The organism is Chromobacterium alkanivorans (assembly GCF_016937655.1).
In the GTDB taxonomy this organism is placed as follows: domain Bacteria; phylum Pseudomonadota; class Gammaproteobacteria; order Burkholderiales; family Chromobacteriaceae; genus Chromobacterium; species Chromobacterium alkanivorans.
In genome coordinates this window covers 164,476-180,890 of the sequence record NZ_JAFHKL010000004.1, presented here as the reverse complement: position 1 = coordinate 180,890, position 16,415 = coordinate 164,476, and the positions used below count along the sequence as shown (strand labels likewise).

The following is a 16,415-nucleotide window of genomic DNA, read 5'->3' as shown; positions in this document are numbered from 1 at the left end:
TATCCTGCGTCCTCTATCTAGCAAACGACAGCCGTAATATGAGCGCTCAAAGATTTTCCACATTCCTGGCGATGCTGGCCCTGTGCCTCATCGCCATCCTGCCTTTCGCCTCTCGCATCCACTATGTGCCGCTGCCGCAGTGGTTTGGCGAAATCAATGTGGTCTGGCTGCTGCTGGCGGCGGCTGTCTTCTTGTTGCCGAGCGGATCATTGTTCCGCTGCATGCCGCGCAGCGCCTGGTGGTGTCTGGGCATGGGCCTGCTTTGGGCTGGGCAGCCGTTCTGGGTGGACGCGCTGTTCCCCGGGATGAATTACGCCACAGCCTTGGCCTGGTTGGCCGCGGCCTTGCTCGCGGCGGTTGCCGTGTCTTTGCGCGAGGAGATGGGGGAGCGGCCGTTTGCGGTTTGGCTGGCCTGGGGTTTGATAGTTGGAGGTTTGGTGCAGGCGGCGATAGGCGTGGCTCAGTTGACCGGTTACGCCGCGGAGCTGGGCTTGTTTTACGATGGCTCTCACCCCACCAGCAATATCTTTGGTCATATCGGCCAACGCAATCAATACGCGCATTATTTGATGTGGTCGGTGGTGGCCGGGGTGTATTTGTATGCTGCCGGCCGGCTGCCGCGCTGGGGCCTGGCCATTCTCGTGCTCGGCCTGGCTTTGATGCTGGGGTGGGCGGGCTCGCGCACCATTCTGTTGTATCTGGTGGCCTTGTCCGGGCTGGCGGCGCTCTGGCATTGGCGCATTGGCAGCGCGGAGTCGCGTCGGATGTTGTGGGCGATGTGGCTGTCCTGCCTGGTGGTGTTGGCGATGCAGTTCGCCCTGCCTTGGTTCAATCAGCTGATTTCCCTGCTGACGCACGAAAACCTGCAAAACAGTTCCGGCCTGGCCCGCTTGGCGGCCAATGGCGACGATATGGGGTCGCGGCGTTTCGCCGAAATGCACAAGGCTTGGCTGAGTTTCCTGTCGCATCCGTTGACGGGGGTGGGCTGGTCGCAGTTCGCCGCGGAGAGCGTGCGTTTGCAGCCGCTGCCGCAGTTCGCCGCATCCGGTTTCAACAGCGGTTTGTTCACCAACTCCCATAATCTGATCCTGCAATTGCTGGCCGAGATGGGGGGCGTGGTCACTTTGCTGATCGTCGGCGGTTTTGCCTGGGTGCTGTGGCCGTTCTTCGGCCGCCGCGCCACGCTGGAAGGGGTGTTGGCCCTGGGCTGCCTGGCGGTGACGCTGACGCACAGCATGCTGGAGTATCCGCTGTGGTATTACTACTTCCTGGCGATGCTGGTGATCTTCGCCGCGATGGCGCCGCGCGGCGATCGGCAGTTGGCTTGGCCGCTGCGTCTGCCGCTGTTCGCGGCGCTGGTTTGGGTGGGCTGGCTGTCGATCAGCAGCCTGTCGATGTTCTGGGAACTGGTGGGCCTGTACACGCCGACCAACGACGCCAAACGCGATGAGGTTAGGATGGAGCGTCTGATCGAGATCGCCGACGCCAAGCCGCTGTTCGCCTACCATGCGCTTTACACTGTGGACGATTACTTGAAAGTGGGGCCGGAGCAACTGGAGCGCAAGTTGGCGCTGGAGAACCGCTTGACCGCGTTCCGCCCTTATCCGGAAGTGATGTTGAAGCGAGCGCAGCTGGAGGTGCTGGCCGGCAAGCAGGTTCAGGCGGAGCGGACGCTGCGGACGACGCTGGCCTCTTTCCCGACTTACGCCGGCGTGTTCTTGGGCACCTTGGACGACGATAGGGCGGAATGGGAGCCTTTGCGCGCGGTGGCTAGAGACGCTTACGCCAAGTTGCCGGCAAAGTACCAGACCATGGGCGAGTAGACTATCCTCTTCGGATTTTCCGGGTATAAAAAAACCACAGGCGGCCAGCCTGTGGTTTTTTATTGAGCGGGGAGTGGTTTAGCCTTCGATCACCACGCCCTGGCTCAGCGCTGCCTTCATCTTGCCCAGGGCCTTGGCCTCGATCTGGCGGATGCGTTCGGCGGAGACGCCGAATTCGGCGGCCAGCTCATGCAGGGTGGAGCCGCTGTCGTCGGCCAGCCAGCGCGCTTCAACGATGCGGCGGCTGCGCGGGTCCAGCGCGGCCAATGCATGTTGCAGGCCTTCGGTCTGCAGGTGGTCGAAGGCGCGACGTTCCAGCTCGCGGGTCGGCTCATTGTGATGGTCGGCCAGCCAGTCGATCGGCGCGTAGCCGTCGTCGTCGTTGTCGTCCGCCAGCAAGGCGACGTCCTGGCCGCTCATCCTGGTTTCCATCTCGCGGACTTCTTCCGGCTTGACGCCCAGATCGGCCGCGATCTGGCGAGCTTCGTTTTCCGACAGCGCGGAGAAGCTGCTCTTCATGCTGCGCAGATTGAAGAACAGTTTGCGCTGAGGCTTGGTGGTGGCGATGCGCACCAAGCGCCAGTTGCGCAGGATGAATTCGTGAATCTCCGCCTTGATCCAGTGCACGGCAAAGGAGAACAGTCGCACGCCGCGATCGGGCTCGAAGCGTTTGACGGCCTTCATCAGACCGATATTGCCTTCTTGGATCAAGTCGGCTTGCGGCAAACCGTAACCGGAGTAGCCGCGGGAAATCGACACCACCACGCGCAGGTGCGAGAGCACCAGCTGGCGCGCGGCTTCCAGGTCGTTTTGCTCCTGAAAGCGCGTTGCAAGCTCGTTTTCCTGCTCAGGCGTCAGCATGGGCACGCTGTTAACAGCTTGGATGTATTGCTCCAGGCTGCCGCTGGTGGACGGGACGGGCAAGGCAAATGTTGTGGTCATCTGTATAACTACCTCCTTGGGTAGTGATATGTTAGCACTCGTATATGGAGAGTGCTAGCAATGAAAGGTTCCAGCGTCAATGATTTTTTCTATCGTCTCGATAGTAGCGCAGCCGGTGCGCCGACGCCGTTCGCTCTGATTAACAGTTGTTGCGCCGCTTACATGGATAGGGAAGCGGCCGCGATTCATTTGGGTTCTATCTTGCGCAGATGATGGTCCGAGGCGAGGCGGGCGCCCAGCATCGCCAGCAGGGCGGAGACGGCGACGGCGACGGCCAGCTCGATCGGGCTCAAATTGCGCAGTTCCACCCGCTCGCCGTACAACTGGGCGAATTCGCGGATCGCGGGGTTGGCGACCGAGGTCAGCCAACCGGTCAGCGCCCAGGCGGCCAGGCCGGCCAAGATGCCCTGCCACATCGCGTGGTACATGAAGGGGCGGCGGATGAAGCTGTCCGGCGCGCCTATCAGTTTGGACACTTCGATTTCGTCCTGCCGCGCCAGGATCTGCATGCGGATCGCGTTATTGGTCACCAGCACCAGCGCCAGGCCCAGGGCGATGGCCAAGAACCAGGTCAGGTGCTTGCCCATTTCCACCATGCCGTACAGGCGTTTGGCCCAGTCCGCGTCGAATTGCGCTTGTTCCACCATGGGCAGGCCGGAGAGTTCTTTTTGCAGCATCTCCAGTTCGCGCGGCTCCAGCGCCTTCGGCGTGACGACGAAGGCGTCCGGCAGCGGGTTGCTGTCCAGGCCATCGGTCAGGCCGGGCAGGCCGTTGCGCTTCTCCATGTCGGCCAGCGCCTTGCTCTTGCTGACGAAGCTGTAGCTCTTGACCTTGGGGTGGCGGGTCAGCGTGGAGGTGACCGCGGCCAGGTCCGCTTCTTCCGACGACTGTTCCATGAACAGGGTGACCTGCGGCGTGGCGCTCAGCCGGCCCACCCAGTCCTGCACGCTGCTGACGGCTAGATAAAGCGAGAGCGGCAAGGCCAGCGCCAGCGACAGCATCAGCAAGGTCAGCAAGCTGCCGAATGGCTGACGCAGGATTTTGATCAGCGCCAGTTTGGCGCTTTGCCAGTTCAGATAGAGATAATGTTTCATGCGGCAAATTGTCCTTCCCGCAGGCGAATGATTCGGCGGCCGTAGTCTTCCATCAGGGTTTCATCGTGAGCGGAGATCAGCACGGTGACGCCTACCTGGTGGAAGGATTTGAACAATTCCATGATGTCCAGCGCGTAGGCGCGGTCCAGGTTGGCCGAGGGTTCGTCCGCAAGCAGGATGCTGGGGCGGTGCACCACGGCTCGGGCGATGCACAAGCGCTGCTGTTCGCCGCCGGACAGGCGGATCGGCATGCTCTTTTCCTTGCCGAGCAGGCCCACCTTGTCCAGCGCGGCGCGCACGCGTTTGGCGGCGTCGCGGCGATCGAAGCCTATGATGTCCAGCGGCAGCATCACATTGTCGAACACGCTGCGGTCGAACAGGATCTTGTGGTCCTGGAACACCAGGCCGATGTGCTGACGCACATAGGGAATCTGGCTGGAGCGCAGCTTGGACAGATTCTGGCCGTTGACCACGACGCCGCCGGCGGTGGCGCGCTCAATGCCGGCGATCAGCTTGAGCAAGGTGGACTTGCCGGCGCCGGAATGGCCGGCGAGAAAGACCATTTCGCCGGTGTCGATGTTGAAAGACAGGTTTTTCAGGGCTTCATTGCCACCTGGGTAGCGCTTGGTGACCTGGTCGAACTGGATCATTATTCTGTTCCCGCGTTAGCTGGTGACGGCAAGAGTGAGAGCTTGCAATGGCTGCTGCGTTCAGTCGAACAGCGCGTCGATGTAGTCCTTGGCCTGGAACGGCCGCAGGTCGTCTATGCTTTCGCCCACGCCGACAAAGCGCAGCGGAACGGGGCGTTGCTTGGCGATGGCGGCGATCACTCCGCCCTTGGCCGTGCCGTCCAGCTTGCTCAGAATCAGCCCGGTCAGGCCGAGGGCGTCGTCAAAGGTCTTGACCTGGTTGATGGCGTTCTGGCCGATGTTGGCGTCCAGAACCAGGATGATTTCATGCGGCGCGTCCGGCAAGGCCTTCTGAATGACCCGCTTTACCTTCTTGATTTCTTCCATCAGGTGCAGCTGAGTGGGCAGGCGGCCGGCGGTGTCGGCCAGCACGATGTCGATGCCGCGGGCGACCGCGGCCTGGATCGCGTCGTAGCAGACGGCGGCAGAGTCGCCGCCTTGTTGCGCGATCACGGTGACGTTGTTGCGCTCGCCCCAGGCCATCAGCTGTTCGCGCGCGGCGGCGCGGAAGGTGTCGCCGGCGGCCAGCAGCACGCTCTTGCCCTGGCTCTGGTAGTACTTGGCCAGCTTGCCAATCGAGGTGGTCTTGCCGGCGCCGTTGACGCCGGCCATCATGATGACGAAAGGCTTCTTGCCGCTGACGTCCAGCGGTTTCTCCAGCGGCGAGATCAGGTCGCTGAGCGATTCTTTCAGCGCGTCTTTCAGCTCCGAGGCGTCCTTCAGACCTTTCAGAGAAACGCGCTCGCGCACGTCGCCAAGCAAGTGCAGCGTGGCGTCCACCCCCATGTCGGCGGTGAGCAGCACGGTTTCCAGCTCCTCGTACAAGTCTTCGTCGATCTTGCCGCCGCCGAACAGCCCCGCCAGCGATTTGCCCAGCTTGTCGCGGGTTTTGGACAAGCCGGCCTTCAGGCGTTCGGCCCAGCTCATTTTCTTCAGCGAAGCGGGGGCGGGGTCAAGCGGCGCGACGGCTGACGGCGCCGTAACGGCAGGCGTCGGTTCCGGGGCGGCTTGCTGCGGCGCGGACGCCGGCGTCTCAGGCTGGGCGGCGAGGGGGGCGGTTGCGGGCAGCGTGGCGGGTTGGGCGTCGGCCGCGGGTTCCGTCTGGACGGTTGCCGGCGGCGTGGGCTCGGATTGGGTTTTTCTTTTGAAGAAGCTAAACATGCGTTAAGGCCGGCGGAATTCGATAAATGGCTAAATTGTATCCTCAAATGGCGATGCTTACCCAATTGTTGCTGCGTAGCGGGGCAGACGCCGCGGCATCGCCGAAATCTATATATAAGGAATAGACGGCTGCTTGTGGCGTGAGGAGCGACAGATGGCGGCCGGTTTGCGCGACAATGAGGCGCGACGGCCCGTATCGGGTTACACTCAGCCCCTTGTTTTTTGAGCTTGGAATTATGAGTCAGTCGCGTAACACGGTCAGAATCATCGGTGGCGAGTATCGACGCCGGCTTTTGCCGTTTCCCGACGCTCAGGGTTTGCGGCCAACGCCGGACCGTGTGCGGGAAACCTTGTTCAACTGGTTGGGCCAGCAACTGTACGGCAAGTCCTGCCTGGACCTGTTTGCCGGCAGCGGGGCTTTGGGCTTCGAAGCGGCTTCGCGCGAAGCGCGGCGCGTGGTGATGGTGGAGAAGTCCCGCGCGGCGGCCGAGTCCTTGAAGGCCAACCGGCAATTGTTGTCCGCCGCGGCCATCGATGTGGCGCAGTTCGAGGCCCTGGCCTATCTGAAGGCCTGCCGCGAGCGTTTCGACGTCGTCTTCGTCGACCCGCCGTTTGACTCCGATCTGCTGGCTCAGGTATTGCCCTTGCTGGCTCCGGTGATGAGCGAAGACGGCCTGGCGTATATCGAGAGCCGCCGTTGGCCCGAGGAGCTGCCGGGTTGGGAGGTGCTGAAGCGCGCCAAGGCCGGCCAAGTGCACTACGGTCTGCTGCGCCGGGCGGCGGAGCCGGCCTGAGCGGTTTGCCTGCAGGCAGTCTCATAAATATATAACGGGGCGAACTTGCGAGCCCGACTGTCGGGTGACAAAATTCATGTTGTGGAATACTTGAGGAATTTACTATGTCTTTGATGATTACCGACGAATGCATCAACTGCGACGTCTGTGAGCCGGAGTGCCCCAATAACGCGATTTCCCAAGGCGAGGAAATCTACCAAATCGATCCCAATCTGTGCACGCAGTGCGTCGGCCACTACGATGAGCCGCAATGCCAGCAGGTCTGTCCGGTCGATTGCATCCCTCTGGATCCGTCTCACGAGGAGACTCAAGAGGCCTTGCATCAGAAGTATTTGCGAATCTCCGGCCAGGCGTGACGCGCTAAGCTTTTGAATTTATTGGAAGCGCCCCGGGCTTGCCGGGGCGCTTTGCTTTGGTAGGCAAAATAATTAGAAAAAAATGCAAAAACCGGTTGACGGCCATCGGGGCTATCTATAATATTCGGGTCTCTTTCAGGAGGGATTCCCGAGCGGTCAAAGGGATCAGACTGTAAATCTGACGGCTCTGCCTTCGAAGGTTCGAATCCTTCTCCCTCCACCAGAATTTAGCGTCTTGGCGTGTGCGATGAAAGTCGCTCGAGGTTGTTGTTGCAGGCGGGTGTAGCTCAATGGTAGAGCAGAAGCCTTCCAAGCTTACGACGAGGGTTCGATTCCCTTCACCCGCTCCAAGCGTGTAGCCTGTTTTGAAGGGCCCATGTAGCTCAGGGGTAGAGCACTCCCTTGGTAAGGGAGAGGTCGGCAGTTCAATTCTGCCCATGGGCACCACCATTTACTTTGTGTTGTTTCGTATCCAGGAAATTTTGCCATGGCTAAGGAAAAGTTCGAGCGGACTAAACCGCACGTAAACGTCGGCACCATCGGTCACGTGGACCATGGTAAAACCACTCTGACCGCTGCTATCACCACTATTCTGTCGAAGAAGTTCGGTGGCGAAGCCAAAGACTACTCCCAGATCGACAGCGCGCCGGAAGAAAAGGCTCGCGGTATTACCATTAATACCGCTCACGTAGAATACGAAACCGAGTCCCGTCACTACGCTCACGTAGACTGCCCGGGTCACGCCGACTACGTTAAGAACATGATTACCGGTGCTGCCCAGATGGACGGCGCTATCCTGGTGTGCTCGGCCGCTGACGGTCCGATGCCGCAAACTCGCGAACACATCCTGCTGTCCCGTCAGGTTGGCGTTCCGTACATCATCGTGTTCCTGAACAAGGCCGACCTGGTGGACGACGCTGAACTGCTGGAACTGGTTGAAATGGAAGTTCGCGATCTGCTGTCTTCCTACGACTTCCCGGGCGACGACACCCCGGTGGTGATCGGCTCTGCTCGTCTGGCGCTGGAAGGCGACCAGTCCGAATACGGCGAACCGGCCATCTTCAAGCTGGCTGCCGCTCTGGATTCCTACATCCCGACTCCGGAACGCGCCATCGACAAGCCGTTCCTGCTGCCGATCGAAGACGTGTTCTCGATCTCCGGCCGCGGCACCGTGGTAACCGGTCGCGTAGAGCGCGGCATTGTTAAAGTCGGCGAAGAACTGGAAATCGTGGGCCTGAAGGCTACCGCGAAGACCACTTGCACCGGCGTGGAAATGTTCCGCAAGCTGCTGGACCAAGGTCAAGCGGGCGACAACGTGGGCGTGCTGCTGCGCGGCACCAAGCGTGAAGACGTTGAGCGTGGCCAGGTTCTGGCCAAGCCGGGTTCCATCACCCCGCACACCAAGTTCCAGGCTTCGGTGTACGTACTGAGCAAAGACGAAGGTGGCCGTCACACCCCGTTCTTCGCTAACTACCGTCCGCAGTTCTACTTCCGTACCACCGACGTAACGGGTGCCGTTACTCTGGCGGAAGGCGTGGAAATGGTAATGCCGGGCGACAACGTGGAGATCACTGTTGAGCTGATCGCTCCGATCGCCATGGAAGATGGTCTGCGTTTCGCCATCCGCGAAGGCGGTCGTACCGTCGGCGCCGGTGTGGTAGCTAAGATCATCGCTTAATCAGGTTTAAAGGCCAGTAGCTCAATTGGTAGAGTATCGGTCTCCAAAACCGAGGGTTGGGGGTTCGAGACCCTCCTGGCCTGCCAATTAAGACCAGCCGGCGCTTGTGCGCCGGTTGGTCTTTTGTCGCATACGCGCAAGAGAAGATATCGACATGGAAATGCAAGATAAAATCAAACTGGCGCTGGCCGGTTTGCTGGTGGCGGCCGGTATCGTCGGCTTTTACATGATTCCGGCGGACCAGGGTATTTTGCGCGCGCTTTCGTTTGCGGCCGGCGTGATTCTGGCGGCTGGGGCGGTTTGGTTGTCGCAGCCGGGCAAGAGTTTCGTCACTTACGCCAACGAGTCTCTGGTCGAGGCGCGCAAGGTGGTGTGGCCGACTCGCAAAGAGGCGATGCAGATGACCGGCATGGTGTTTGTTTTCGTGCTGGTGCTGGCCTTGTTCATGTGGTTGGTGGACTCCAGTCTGTCCTGGCTGTTTTATGATGTGATTCTCGGTCGAGGTAAATAATGGCAATGCGCTGGTATGTGGTTCACGCTTATTCCGGTTTTGAAAAAAGCGTGCAAAAGGCGTTGCGCGAGCGCATCGAGCGTTCTCATGTCGCCGATCAGTTTGGTCAAATCCTGGTGCCGGTAGAAGAGGTGGTCGACGTCAAGAATGGCCGTCGCTCCATTACCGAGCGCAAGTTTTTCCCGGGCTATGTGTTGGTCGAGATGGAAATGACCGACGACACCTGGCACCTGGTCAAGAGCACGCCGAAAGTGACCGGCTTCGTTGGCGGCACCGCCAACCGCCCGGCGCCGATTTCCAAGAAGGAAGTCGAGGCCATCATGCAGCAGATGCAAGAGGGCGTGGAAAAGCCGAAGCCGAAGGTTCTGTTCGAAGTGGGTGAGAAGGTGCGCGTCATCGACGGCCCGTTCAACGATTTCAATGGTTCCGTCGACGAAGTGAACTACGAGCGCAACAAGCTGCGCGTGTCGGTGCAGATTTTCGGTCGCGACACCCCGGTTGAGCTCGAATTCAGTCAGGTTGAGAAGTTGTAAGTCTGCCTCTTGGCAAGCTTTTTTTAAGCGTGTATACTGTTGCGCTTTCGTCGGGAAGCGAGTTGACGCTCGCGCTATACCCAAACTAGGAGTTTAATCGTGGCAAAGAAAATTGTCGGCTATATCAAGCTGCAAGTGCCCGCTGGCAAAGCCAACCCGTCGCCGCCGATCGGTCCGGCCCTGGGTCAGCGTGGTTTGAACATCATGGAATTCTGCAAGGCGTTCAACGCCGCGACCCAAGGCGTTGAGCCGGGTCTGCCGATTCCCGTAGTGATTACCGCCTTCGCGGACAAGTCCTTCACCTTCGTGATGAAGACCCCCCCGGCCACCATCCTTCTGAAGAAGGCTGCTGGCATCAAGTCCGGTTCGGCTAAAGCCAATACCGACAAGGTGGGTAAAGTGACTCGCGCTCAGCTGGAAGAAATCGCCAAGACCAAGCAGCCGGACCTGACCGCTGCCGATCTGGACGCCGCTGTTCGCACCATCGCCGGCTCCGCCCGTTCGATGGGTCTGGAAGTGGAGGGCGTGTAAATGGCTAAGGTTTCCAAGCGCTTGCAAGCTCTGAAGGCTGGCGTTGATCGCAACAAGCTGTACGCCATCGACGAAGCTATTTCCCTGGTGAAAGCCGCCGCCACCGCCAAATTCGATGAGTCCATCGACGTGGCCGTGAATCTGGGCGTGGATCCGCGCAAATCCGACCAAGTGGTCCGTGGTTCCGTGGTTCTGCCGCGCGGTACCGGCAAGTCCGTACGCGTTGCCGTGTTCGCTCAAGGCGCGAACGCTGAAGCCGCTAAAGCCGCTGGCGCCGAAGTCGTTGGTTTCGACGACCTGGCCGAGCAGGTTAAGGCCGGCAACCTGGACTTCGACATCGTGATCGCCTCCCCGGACGCGATGCGCGTTGTGGGTCAGCTGGGTCAGATCCTGGGTCCGCGTGGCCTGATGCCGAACCCGAAGGTGGGTACCGTGACCCCGAACGTAGCCGAGGCCGTGAAAAACGCCAAGGCCGGTCAGGTTCAGTACCGTACCGACAAGGCCGGTATCGTTCACGCCACCATCGGCCGCGCTTCTTTCGAAGCCGAAGCCCTGCGTGAAAACTTCTCCGCTCTGGTTGATGCCCTGGTGAAAGCCAAGCCGGCAGCTTCCAAGGGCGTGTATCTGAAAAAGATCGCCGTATCCAGCACCATGGGTGTCGGCGCTCGTGTAGATACCAACTCGATCAGCGCTTAATCGCTGTTTGAGTTTGGCGGGGCGGTTCGCCGCCTCGCCAAGGCTTTGGGCTGGCAAGTTCGCTTGCCAGGTTGTCAAAGACCGTAGGCGCCGCAAGGCTTAATCGCAGATTTGCCGGTAAGGAAGTCCGCACCCTACGCAGATGGTGTACCCGAAACAGGCTTCTGAACAAAGTTCAAGCTCATGTAGCTCAGGGGTAGAGCACTCCCTTGGTAAGGGAGAGGTCGGCGGTTCAATTCCGCCCATGAGCACCAGTTCTTTATGATGTCTCCTGATGTAGGTCGCCGCTGCAAAGCGAAGCGAAAATCCTTTCGCTTCATTTCAGTCTAGGAGGTAGACCTTGAGTCTCAATATCGAAGATAAAAAGGCGGTCGTAGCTGAAGTATCTGCCACGCTGGCAGGCGCTCAGACCCTCGTTATCGCTGAATATCGGGGCATCGAGGTAAGCAGCATGACCAAACTCCGCGCTCAGGCGCGTGAGAATGGCGTATACCTGCGCGTTCTGAAGAACACGCTGGTTCGCCGTGCTGTGGAAGGCACTCCGTTTGCCGGTCTGGCTGACCAAATGGTCGGCCCGCTGGTTTACGCTGTTTCCACCGACCCGGTAGCTGCTGCCAAGGTGCTGCATCAATATGCCAAGGCTGACGACAAAATCATCGTCAAGGCAGGTTCCTACGATGGCCAGGTGCTGAACGCCGCTCAGGTTGCTGAGCTCGCGTCCATCCCGAGCCGCGAAGAACTGCTGTCCAAGCTTCTCTACGTTATGCAGGCTCCGGTCGCTGGCTTCGCCCGCGCGCTGGCCGCCCTGTCCGACAAGAAGCAAGCCGAAGCCGCTTAACTTATTTGATTCTTATAGAATTCAGGAGATTTTCACATGGCAATCACCAAAGAAGACATCCTCGAGGCCGTTGCTGGTCTGACCGTGATGGAACTGAACGACCTGGTTAAGGCGTTCGAAGAGAAGTTCGGCGTTTCCGCCGCTGCTGTTGCTGTTGCTGGCCCGGCTGGCGCCGGCGCTGCTGCCGCTGAAGAAAAAACCGAGTTTGACGTTATCCTGACTGGCGCTGGCGACAACAAGGTTGGCGTGATCAAGGTTGTGCGCGCAATCACCGGTCTGGGCCTGAAAGAAGCCAAAGACCTGGTTGACGGCGCTCCGAAAGCCCTGAAAGAAGGCGTGGCGAAGGCTGAAGCCGACGACATCCTGAAACAGCTGACCGAAGCCGGTGCTAAGGCTGAAATCAAATAATCTTCTTTGAAAAAAGAGGGTGAGGCTGGCGGAGAAATCCGCCAGCCTTATTGCGCTTGTAGTTGGCCGAAACGAAGAAGGTAAAAGCCAGCAATTATTGAGCGTGGCTGCTGACTTTTGGTTTCTTGCTTGCGCCACCCCACCTCGATGGAGACTCTATGAGTTATTCGTTTACTGAGAAGAAGCGTATTCGTAAAAGTTTTGCGAAGCGTGCCAGTGTTCTCGATGTCCCATTCCTGTTGGCGACCCAGATTGATTCCTACACCGAATTTCTCCAGTTGGGTGTGCCGCTTGACCAGCGTAGGGATGTGGGCCTTCAGGCTGCGTTCAAATCGATCTACCCGATCATTAGCCACAACGGCTACGCGCGTCTGGACTTCGCTCATTACATCTTGGGCGAGCCGCCGTTCGATGTGCAGGAGTGTCAGCTGCGCGGCATCACCTACGCCGCTCCGCTGCGCGCGCGCATCCGCCTGACCATCTTCGACAAGGAGTCTTCCAAGCCGGTGGTGAAGGAAGTGCGCGAGAACGAAGTGTACATGGGCGAAATCCCGCTGATGACGACCAATGGCTCGTTCATCATCAACGGCACCGAGCGCGTCATCGTTTCTCAGTTGCATCGTTCCCCGGGCGTGTTCTTCGAGCACGACCGCGGCAAGACTCATTCCTCCGGCAAACTGTTGTTCTCCGCCCGCGTGATTCCTTACCGCGGTTCCTGGCTGGACTTCGAGTTTGACCCGAAAGACCTGCTGTACTTCCGTATCGACCGTCGCCGCAAGATGCCGGTGACCATCCTGCTGAAGGCGCTGGGTTACACCAACGAAGAAATCCTGTCCGAGTTCTACAGCTTCGACACCTTCTACCTGACCAAGAGCGGCGTGTTCATGCGCGTGGTTCCGGATCGTCTGAAGGGCGAAGTGGCCAAGTTCGACATCGTTGCCGCCGACGGCAAGCTGATCGTGGCCAAGGACAAGCGCATCACCGCCAAGCACATCCGCGACATCCAGACCGCTGAGCTGGACCGCATCGAAGTGCCGGCCGACGCGCTGCTGGGCAAGGTGCTGGCGCACAACGTCGCCAACGCCGACACCGGCGAGCTGATTTCGCGCGCCAACGACGAAGTGACCGAGGAAGTGCTGGCCAAGCTGGCGCTGGCCGATATCCAGCAGGTGGAAGTGCTGTTCACCAACGACCTGGATCAGGGCTCTTACATCTCCCAGACCCTGCGCGCCGACGACATCCAGGACCAGCTGCAGGCCCGCGTGGCCATCTACCGCATGATGCGTCCGGGCGAACCGCCGACGGAAGACGCGGTGGAAGCGCTGTTCCAGCGTCTGTTCTTCAGCGAAGAAACCTACGATCTGTCGCGCGTGGGCCGCATGAAGTTCAGCTCGCGCACTTATCAGTACAAGTTCGACGACAAGACCCCTGAGTGGTTCAAGGTGCTGATCGGCGAGAAATTCGCCGAGCGTCGCGATGTGATGGAAGGCACGCTGTCGACTGAAGACATCGTTTCCGTGATCGCCATCCTGACCGAGCTGCGCAATGGCCGCGGCGAAGTGGACGACATCGATCACCTGGGCAACCGTCGCGTGCGTTCGGTGGGCGAACTGGCCGAAAACCAGTTCCGCGCCGGCCTGGTGCGCGTGGAGCGCGCGGTCAAGGAACGCCTGAATCAGGCGGAGTCCGACAATCTGATGCCGCACGATCTGATCAACGCCAAACCGGTGTCCGCCGCGATCAAGGAGTTCTTCGGCTCCTCGCAGCTGTCCCAGTTCATGGACCAGACCAACCCGCTGTCGGAAATCACCCACAAGCGCCGCGTATCGGCTCTTGGTCCGGGCGGTCTGACCCGCGAACGCGCCGGCTTCGAAGTGCGCGACGTACACCCGACCCACTATGGCCGCGTGTGCCCGATCGAAACGCCGGAAGGCCCGAACATCGGTCTGATCAACTCGCTGTCCGTCTATGCGCGCACCAACGAGTTCGGCTTCCTGGAAACCCCGTACCGCAAAGTCGTGGACGGCAAGGTGACCAACGAGATCGACTACCTGTCCGCGATCGAAGAAGGCCGCTACGTGATTGCTCAGGCCAACGCCGAGCTGAGCGAAGAAGGCGCGCTGATCGACGAGCTGGTGACCTGCCGCGAGAAGGGCGAAACCATTCTGGCGACTCCGGACCGCGTGCAGTACATGGACGTGGCCACCGGCCAGGTGGTGTCCGTTGCCGCCTCGCTGATTCCATTCCTGGAACACGATGACGCCAACCGCGCATTGATGGGCGCCAACATGCAGCGTCAGGCCGTGCCTTGCCTGCGTCCGGAAAAAGCCCTGGTGGGCACCGGCATCGAGCGTTCGGTGGCGGTTGACTCCGGCACCACCGTGGTGGCGCGTCGCGGCGGCGTGGTCGACTATGTCGACGCGACCCGCGTGGTGGTTCGCGTCAACGACGAAGAGGCCGTTGCAGGCGAAGTGGGCGTGGACATCTACAACCTGACCAAGTTCACCCGCTCCAACCAGAACACCAACATCAACCAGCGTCCGGTGGTGAAAGTGGGCGACCACATCGCCCGCGGCGACGTGGTGGCCGACGGCGCCTCCACCGACCTGGGCGAGCTGGCGCTGGGTCAGAACATGACCATCGCCTTCATGCCGTGGAACGGTTACAACTACGAGGACTCGATCCTGATCTCGGAGAAGCTGGTCGCCGAAGACCGCTACACCTCGATCCATATCGAAGAACTGTCCGTGGTTGCCCGCGACACCAAGCTGGGCCCTGAGGAAATCACCCGCGACATCCCGAACCTGTCCGAGCGCATGGCCGGCCGTCTGGATGAATCCGGCATCGTCTACATCGGTGCGGAGGTTGAAGCGGGCGACGTGCTGGTGGGCAAGGTGACGCCTAAGGGCGAAACCCAGCTGACGCCGGAAGAAAAGCTGCTGCGCGCGATCTTCGGTGAGAAGGCTTCCGACGTGAAGGACACCTCGCTGCGCGTGCCGACCGGCACCGTGGGCACCGTGATCGACGTTCAGGTGTTCACCCGCGAAGGCATCGAGCGCGACAAGCGCGCTCAGTCCATCATCGATTCGGAACTGAAGCGCTATCGCCTGGACCTGAACGACCAGCTGCGTATTTTCGACAACGACGCCTTCAGCCGCATCGAGCGTCTGATCGTGGGCAAGGTCGCCAACGGCGGTCCGAAGCGCCTGGTGAAAGGCACTGTGATCGATCAGGAATACCTGGCCGATCTGCCGTCCAAGCACGACTGGTTCGACATCCGCATGGCCGATGAAGACATCGCCAAGCAGCTGGAACTGATCAAGGAAAGCCTGGCGCAGAAGCGCGAAGAATTTGACCTCAAGTTCGAAGACAAGAAGCGCAAGCTGACCCAGGGCGATGAACTGCCGCCGGGCGTGCAGAAGATGGTCAAGGTTTACCTGGCCGTCAAGCGCCGCCTGCAGGCCGGCGACAAGATGGCCGGCCGTCACGGTAACAAGGGCGTGGTGTCGCGCATTCTGCCGATCGAAGACATGCCTTACATGGGCGATGGTCGTCCGGTCGACATCGTGCTGAACCCGCTGGGCGTACCGTCGCGTATGAACATCGGTCAGATTCTGGAAGTGCATCTGGGTTGGGCCGCCAAGGGCATCGGCGAGCGCATCGACCGCATGGTCAAGGAGCAGCAGACCGCTTCCTCGGTGCGCGGCTATCTGGAGCGCATCTACAACGAAGCCGGCAAGGCCGAAGACATCGCCTCGCTGAGCGACGACGAAGTGCTGGCGCTGGCCGACAATCTGCGCAAGGGCATGCCGTTCGCCACGCCGGTATTCGACGGCGCCAAGGAGACCGAGATCAAGCACATGCTGGATCTGGCCTACCCGGACGAAGACCCGCTGACCGAGAAAATGGGCTTTAATGAGTCCAAGACCCAGATGACCCTGTACGATGGCCGCTCCGGCGAAGCCTTCGACCGCAAGGTCACCGTGGGCGTGATGCACTATCTGAAGCTGCATCACCTGGTCGACGACAAGATGCACGCGCGTTCCACCGGCCCGTACTCGCTGGTGACCCAGCAGCCGCTGGGCGGTAAGGCCCAGTTCGGTGGCCAGCGTTTCGGTGAGATGGAGGTTTGGGCGCTGGAAGCTTACGGCGCCGCCTACACCCTGCAGGAAATGCTGACCGTGAAGTCGGACGATGTGACCGGTCGTACCAAGGTGTACGAGAACATCGTCAAGGGCGAGCACAAGATCGATGCCGGCATGCCGGAATCCTTCAACGTGCTGGTGAAGGAAATCCGTTCGCTCGGCCTCGACATGGACCTGGAACGTTATTGATTGGGTTGAATGGGCGCGGCAAGCCGC

Annotated in this window: 15 protein-coding genes and 5 tRNA genes; 16 read left to right on the top strand and 4 right to left on the bottom strand. The window is 60.2% G+C overall.

All coding sequences use genetic code 11. The features are described from left to right. Positions 1 to 38 precede the first annotated feature (38 nt). Entirely contained in the window at positions 39 to 1,823 is a 1,785-nt protein-coding gene (locus JW897_RS08905) for a PglL family O-oligosaccharyltransferase (RefSeq protein ID WP_205465841.1), read from the top strand. Positions 1,824 to 1,901: 78 nt separating this feature from the next. Here the strand turns inward: JW897_RS08905 and rpoH are convergent, their stop codons facing one another. The 4 genes from rpoH to ftsY form a co-directional block, all read right to left on the bottom strand. Then, positions 1,902 to 2,765, bottom strand: coding sequence for an RNA polymerase sigma factor RpoH (rpoH, locus tag JW897_RS08900; RefSeq protein ID WP_048413480.1), 864 nt, complete (start codon positions 2,763 to 2,765; stop codon positions 1,902 to 1,904). Positions 2,766 to 2,950: 185 nt separating this feature from the next. Then, on the bottom strand, positions 2,951 to 3,859 hold the full coding sequence (gene ftsX, locus JW897_RS08895; protein ID WP_205465840.1) for a permease-like cell division protein FtsX: 909 nt from the start codon (positions 3,857 to 3,859) through the stop codon (positions 2,951 to 2,953). Further along, positions 3,856 to 4,509 (bottom strand): cell division ATP-binding protein FtsE, encoded by a 654-nt coding sequence (ftsE, locus tag JW897_RS08890; RefSeq protein WP_043592279.1) that lies wholly within the window; start codon positions 4,507 to 4,509, stop codon positions 3,856 to 3,858. The genes ftsX and ftsE overlap by 4 nt, the downstream gene beginning before the upstream one ends. 60 nt (positions 4,510 to 4,569) lie before the next feature. Continuing rightward, positions 4,570 to 5,709: a signal recognition particle-docking protein FtsY gene (gene ftsY / locus JW897_RS08885; RefSeq protein WP_205465839.1), complete on the bottom strand. Its 1,140-nt coding sequence runs from the start codon at positions 5,707 to 5,709 to the stop codon at positions 4,570 to 4,572. A 236-nt stretch (positions 5,710 to 5,945) separates the two neighbouring features. Here ftsY and rsmD point away from each other — a divergent pair, with 236 nt between their 5' ends. The 15 genes from rsmD to rpoB all read left to right on the top strand — a co-directional run bounded on the left by rsmD (position 5,946) and on the right by rpoB (position 16,388). After that, entirely contained in the window at positions 5,946 to 6,503 is a 558-nt protein-coding gene (rsmD, locus tag JW897_RS08880) for a 16S rRNA (guanine(966)-N(2))-methyltransferase RsmD (RefSeq protein WP_205465838.1), read from the top strand. Between the two features lie 104 nt (positions 6,504 to 6,607). After that, the gene (locus tag JW897_RS08875) at positions 6,608 to 6,859 is read left to right on the top strand and encodes a YfhL family 4Fe-4S dicluster ferredoxin (RefSeq protein WP_019100314.1); all 252 of its coding nucleotides are present in this window, start codon (positions 6,608 to 6,610) and stop codon (positions 6,857 to 6,859) included. A 138-nt stretch (positions 6,860 to 6,997) separates the two neighbouring features. Then, positions 6,998 to 7,082, top strand: a tRNA-Tyr gene (locus tag JW897_RS08870). A 53-nt stretch (positions 7,083 to 7,135) separates the two neighbouring features. Further along, positions 7,136 to 7,209 (top strand) — tRNA-Gly (locus tag JW897_RS08865). Between the two features lie 22 nt (positions 7,210 to 7,231). Then, positions 7,232 to 7,306, top strand: a tRNA-Thr gene (locus JW897_RS08860). Between the two features lie 40 nt (positions 7,307 to 7,346). Next, positions 7,347 to 8,537, top strand: coding sequence for an elongation factor Tu (tuf, locus tag JW897_RS08855; RefSeq protein ID WP_205465837.1), 1,191 nt, complete (start codon positions 7,347 to 7,349; stop codon positions 8,535 to 8,537). A gap of 10 nt (positions 8,538 to 8,547) precedes the next feature. Beyond that, positions 8,548 to 8,623: transfer RNA gene (locus tag JW897_RS08850), tRNA-Trp, on the top strand. Between the two features lie 68 nt (positions 8,624 to 8,691). Further along, complete coding sequence (gene secE, locus JW897_RS08845) at positions 8,692 to 9,048, top strand: preprotein translocase subunit SecE (RefSeq protein WP_205465836.1); 357 nt, start codon at positions 8,692 to 8,694, stop codon at positions 9,046 to 9,048. Beyond that, positions 9,048 to 9,581 (top strand): transcription termination/antitermination protein NusG, encoded by a 534-nt coding sequence (gene nusG / locus JW897_RS08840; protein ID WP_048411720.1) that lies wholly within the window; start codon positions 9,048 to 9,050, stop codon positions 9,579 to 9,581. The genes secE and nusG overlap by 1 nt, the downstream gene beginning before the upstream one ends. A gap of 99 nt (positions 9,582 to 9,680) precedes the next feature. Then, on the top strand, positions 9,681 to 10,112 hold the full coding sequence (rplK, locus tag JW897_RS08835) for a 50S ribosomal protein L11 (protein ID WP_048416070.1): 432 nt from the start codon (positions 9,681 to 9,683) through the stop codon (positions 10,110 to 10,112). Next, on the top strand, positions 10,113 to 10,808 hold the full coding sequence (rplA, locus tag JW897_RS08830; protein ID WP_048416069.1) for a 50S ribosomal protein L1: 696 nt from the start codon (positions 10,113 to 10,115) through the stop codon (positions 10,806 to 10,808). It abuts the gene before it with no gap. Positions 10,809 to 10,987: 179 nt separating this feature from the next. After that, positions 10,988 to 11,062 (top strand) — tRNA-Thr (locus JW897_RS08825). A gap of 86 nt (positions 11,063 to 11,148) precedes the next feature. After that, entirely contained in the window at positions 11,149 to 11,646 is a 498-nt protein-coding gene (gene rplJ / locus JW897_RS08820; RefSeq protein ID WP_048416068.1) for a 50S ribosomal protein L10, read from the top strand. A gap of 36 nt (positions 11,647 to 11,682) precedes the next feature. Next, entirely contained in the window at positions 11,683 to 12,054 is a 372-nt protein-coding gene (gene rplL / locus JW897_RS08815) for a 50S ribosomal protein L7/L12 (RefSeq protein ID WP_019102910.1), read from the top strand. Positions 12,055 to 12,212: 158 nt separating this feature from the next. Further along, positions 12,213 to 16,388 carry a DNA-directed RNA polymerase subunit beta gene (gene rpoB, locus JW897_RS08810; protein ID WP_048416067.1) on the top strand — a complete coding sequence of 1,392 codons (4,176 nt, stop codon included), beginning with the start codon at positions 12,213 to 12,215 and terminating at the stop codon, positions 16,386 to 16,388. Positions 16,389 to 16,415 lie beyond the last annotated feature (27 nt).

What these genes read in the sequence shown, in the direction of transcription:
- JW897_RS08905 (WP_205465841.1), top strand. Translation starts at nt 39, where the DNA reads ATGAGCGCTCAAAGATTTTCCACATTCCTGGCGATGCTGGCCCTGTGC.
- rpoH (WP_048413480.1), bottom strand. Translation starts at nt 2,765, where the DNA reads ATGACCACAACATTTGCCTTGCCCGTCCCGTCCACCAGCGGCAGCCTG.
- ftsX (WP_205465840.1), bottom strand. Translation starts at nt 3,859, where the DNA reads ATGAAACATTATCTCTATCTGAACTGGCAAAGCGCCAAACTGGCGCTG.
- ftsE (WP_043592279.1), bottom strand. Translation starts at nt 4,509, where the DNA reads ATGATCCAGTTCGACCAGGTCACCAAGCGCTACCCAGGTGGCAATGAA.
- ftsY (WP_205465839.1), bottom strand. Translation starts at nt 5,709, where the DNA reads ATGTTTAGCTTCTTCAAAAGAAAAACCCAATCCGAGCCCACGCCGCCG.
- rsmD (WP_205465838.1), top strand. Translation starts at nt 5,946, where the DNA reads ATGAGTCAGTCGCGTAACACGGTCAGAATCATCGGTGGCGAGTATCGA.
- JW897_RS08875 (WP_019100314.1), top strand. Translation starts at nt 6,608, where the DNA reads ATGTCTTTGATGATTACCGACGAATGCATCAACTGCGACGTCTGTGAG.
- tuf (WP_205465837.1), top strand. Translation starts at nt 7,347, where the DNA reads ATGGCTAAGGAAAAGTTCGAGCGGACTAAACCGCACGTAAACGTCGGC.
- secE (WP_205465836.1), top strand. Translation starts at nt 8,692, where the DNA reads ATGGAAATGCAAGATAAAATCAAACTGGCGCTGGCCGGTTTGCTGGTG.
- nusG (WP_048411720.1), top strand. Translation starts at nt 9,048, where the DNA reads ATGGCAATGCGCTGGTATGTGGTTCACGCTTATTCCGGTTTTGAAAAA.
- rplA (WP_048416069.1), top strand. Translation starts at nt 10,113, where the DNA reads ATGGCTAAGGTTTCCAAGCGCTTGCAAGCTCTGAAGGCTGGCGTTGAT.
- rplL (WP_019102910.1), top strand. Translation starts at nt 11,683, where the DNA reads ATGGCAATCACCAAAGAAGACATCCTCGAGGCCGTTGCTGGTCTGACC.
- rpoB (WP_048416067.1), top strand. Translation starts at nt 12,213, where the DNA reads ATGAGTTATTCGTTTACTGAGAAGAAGCGTATTCGTAAAAGTTTTGCG.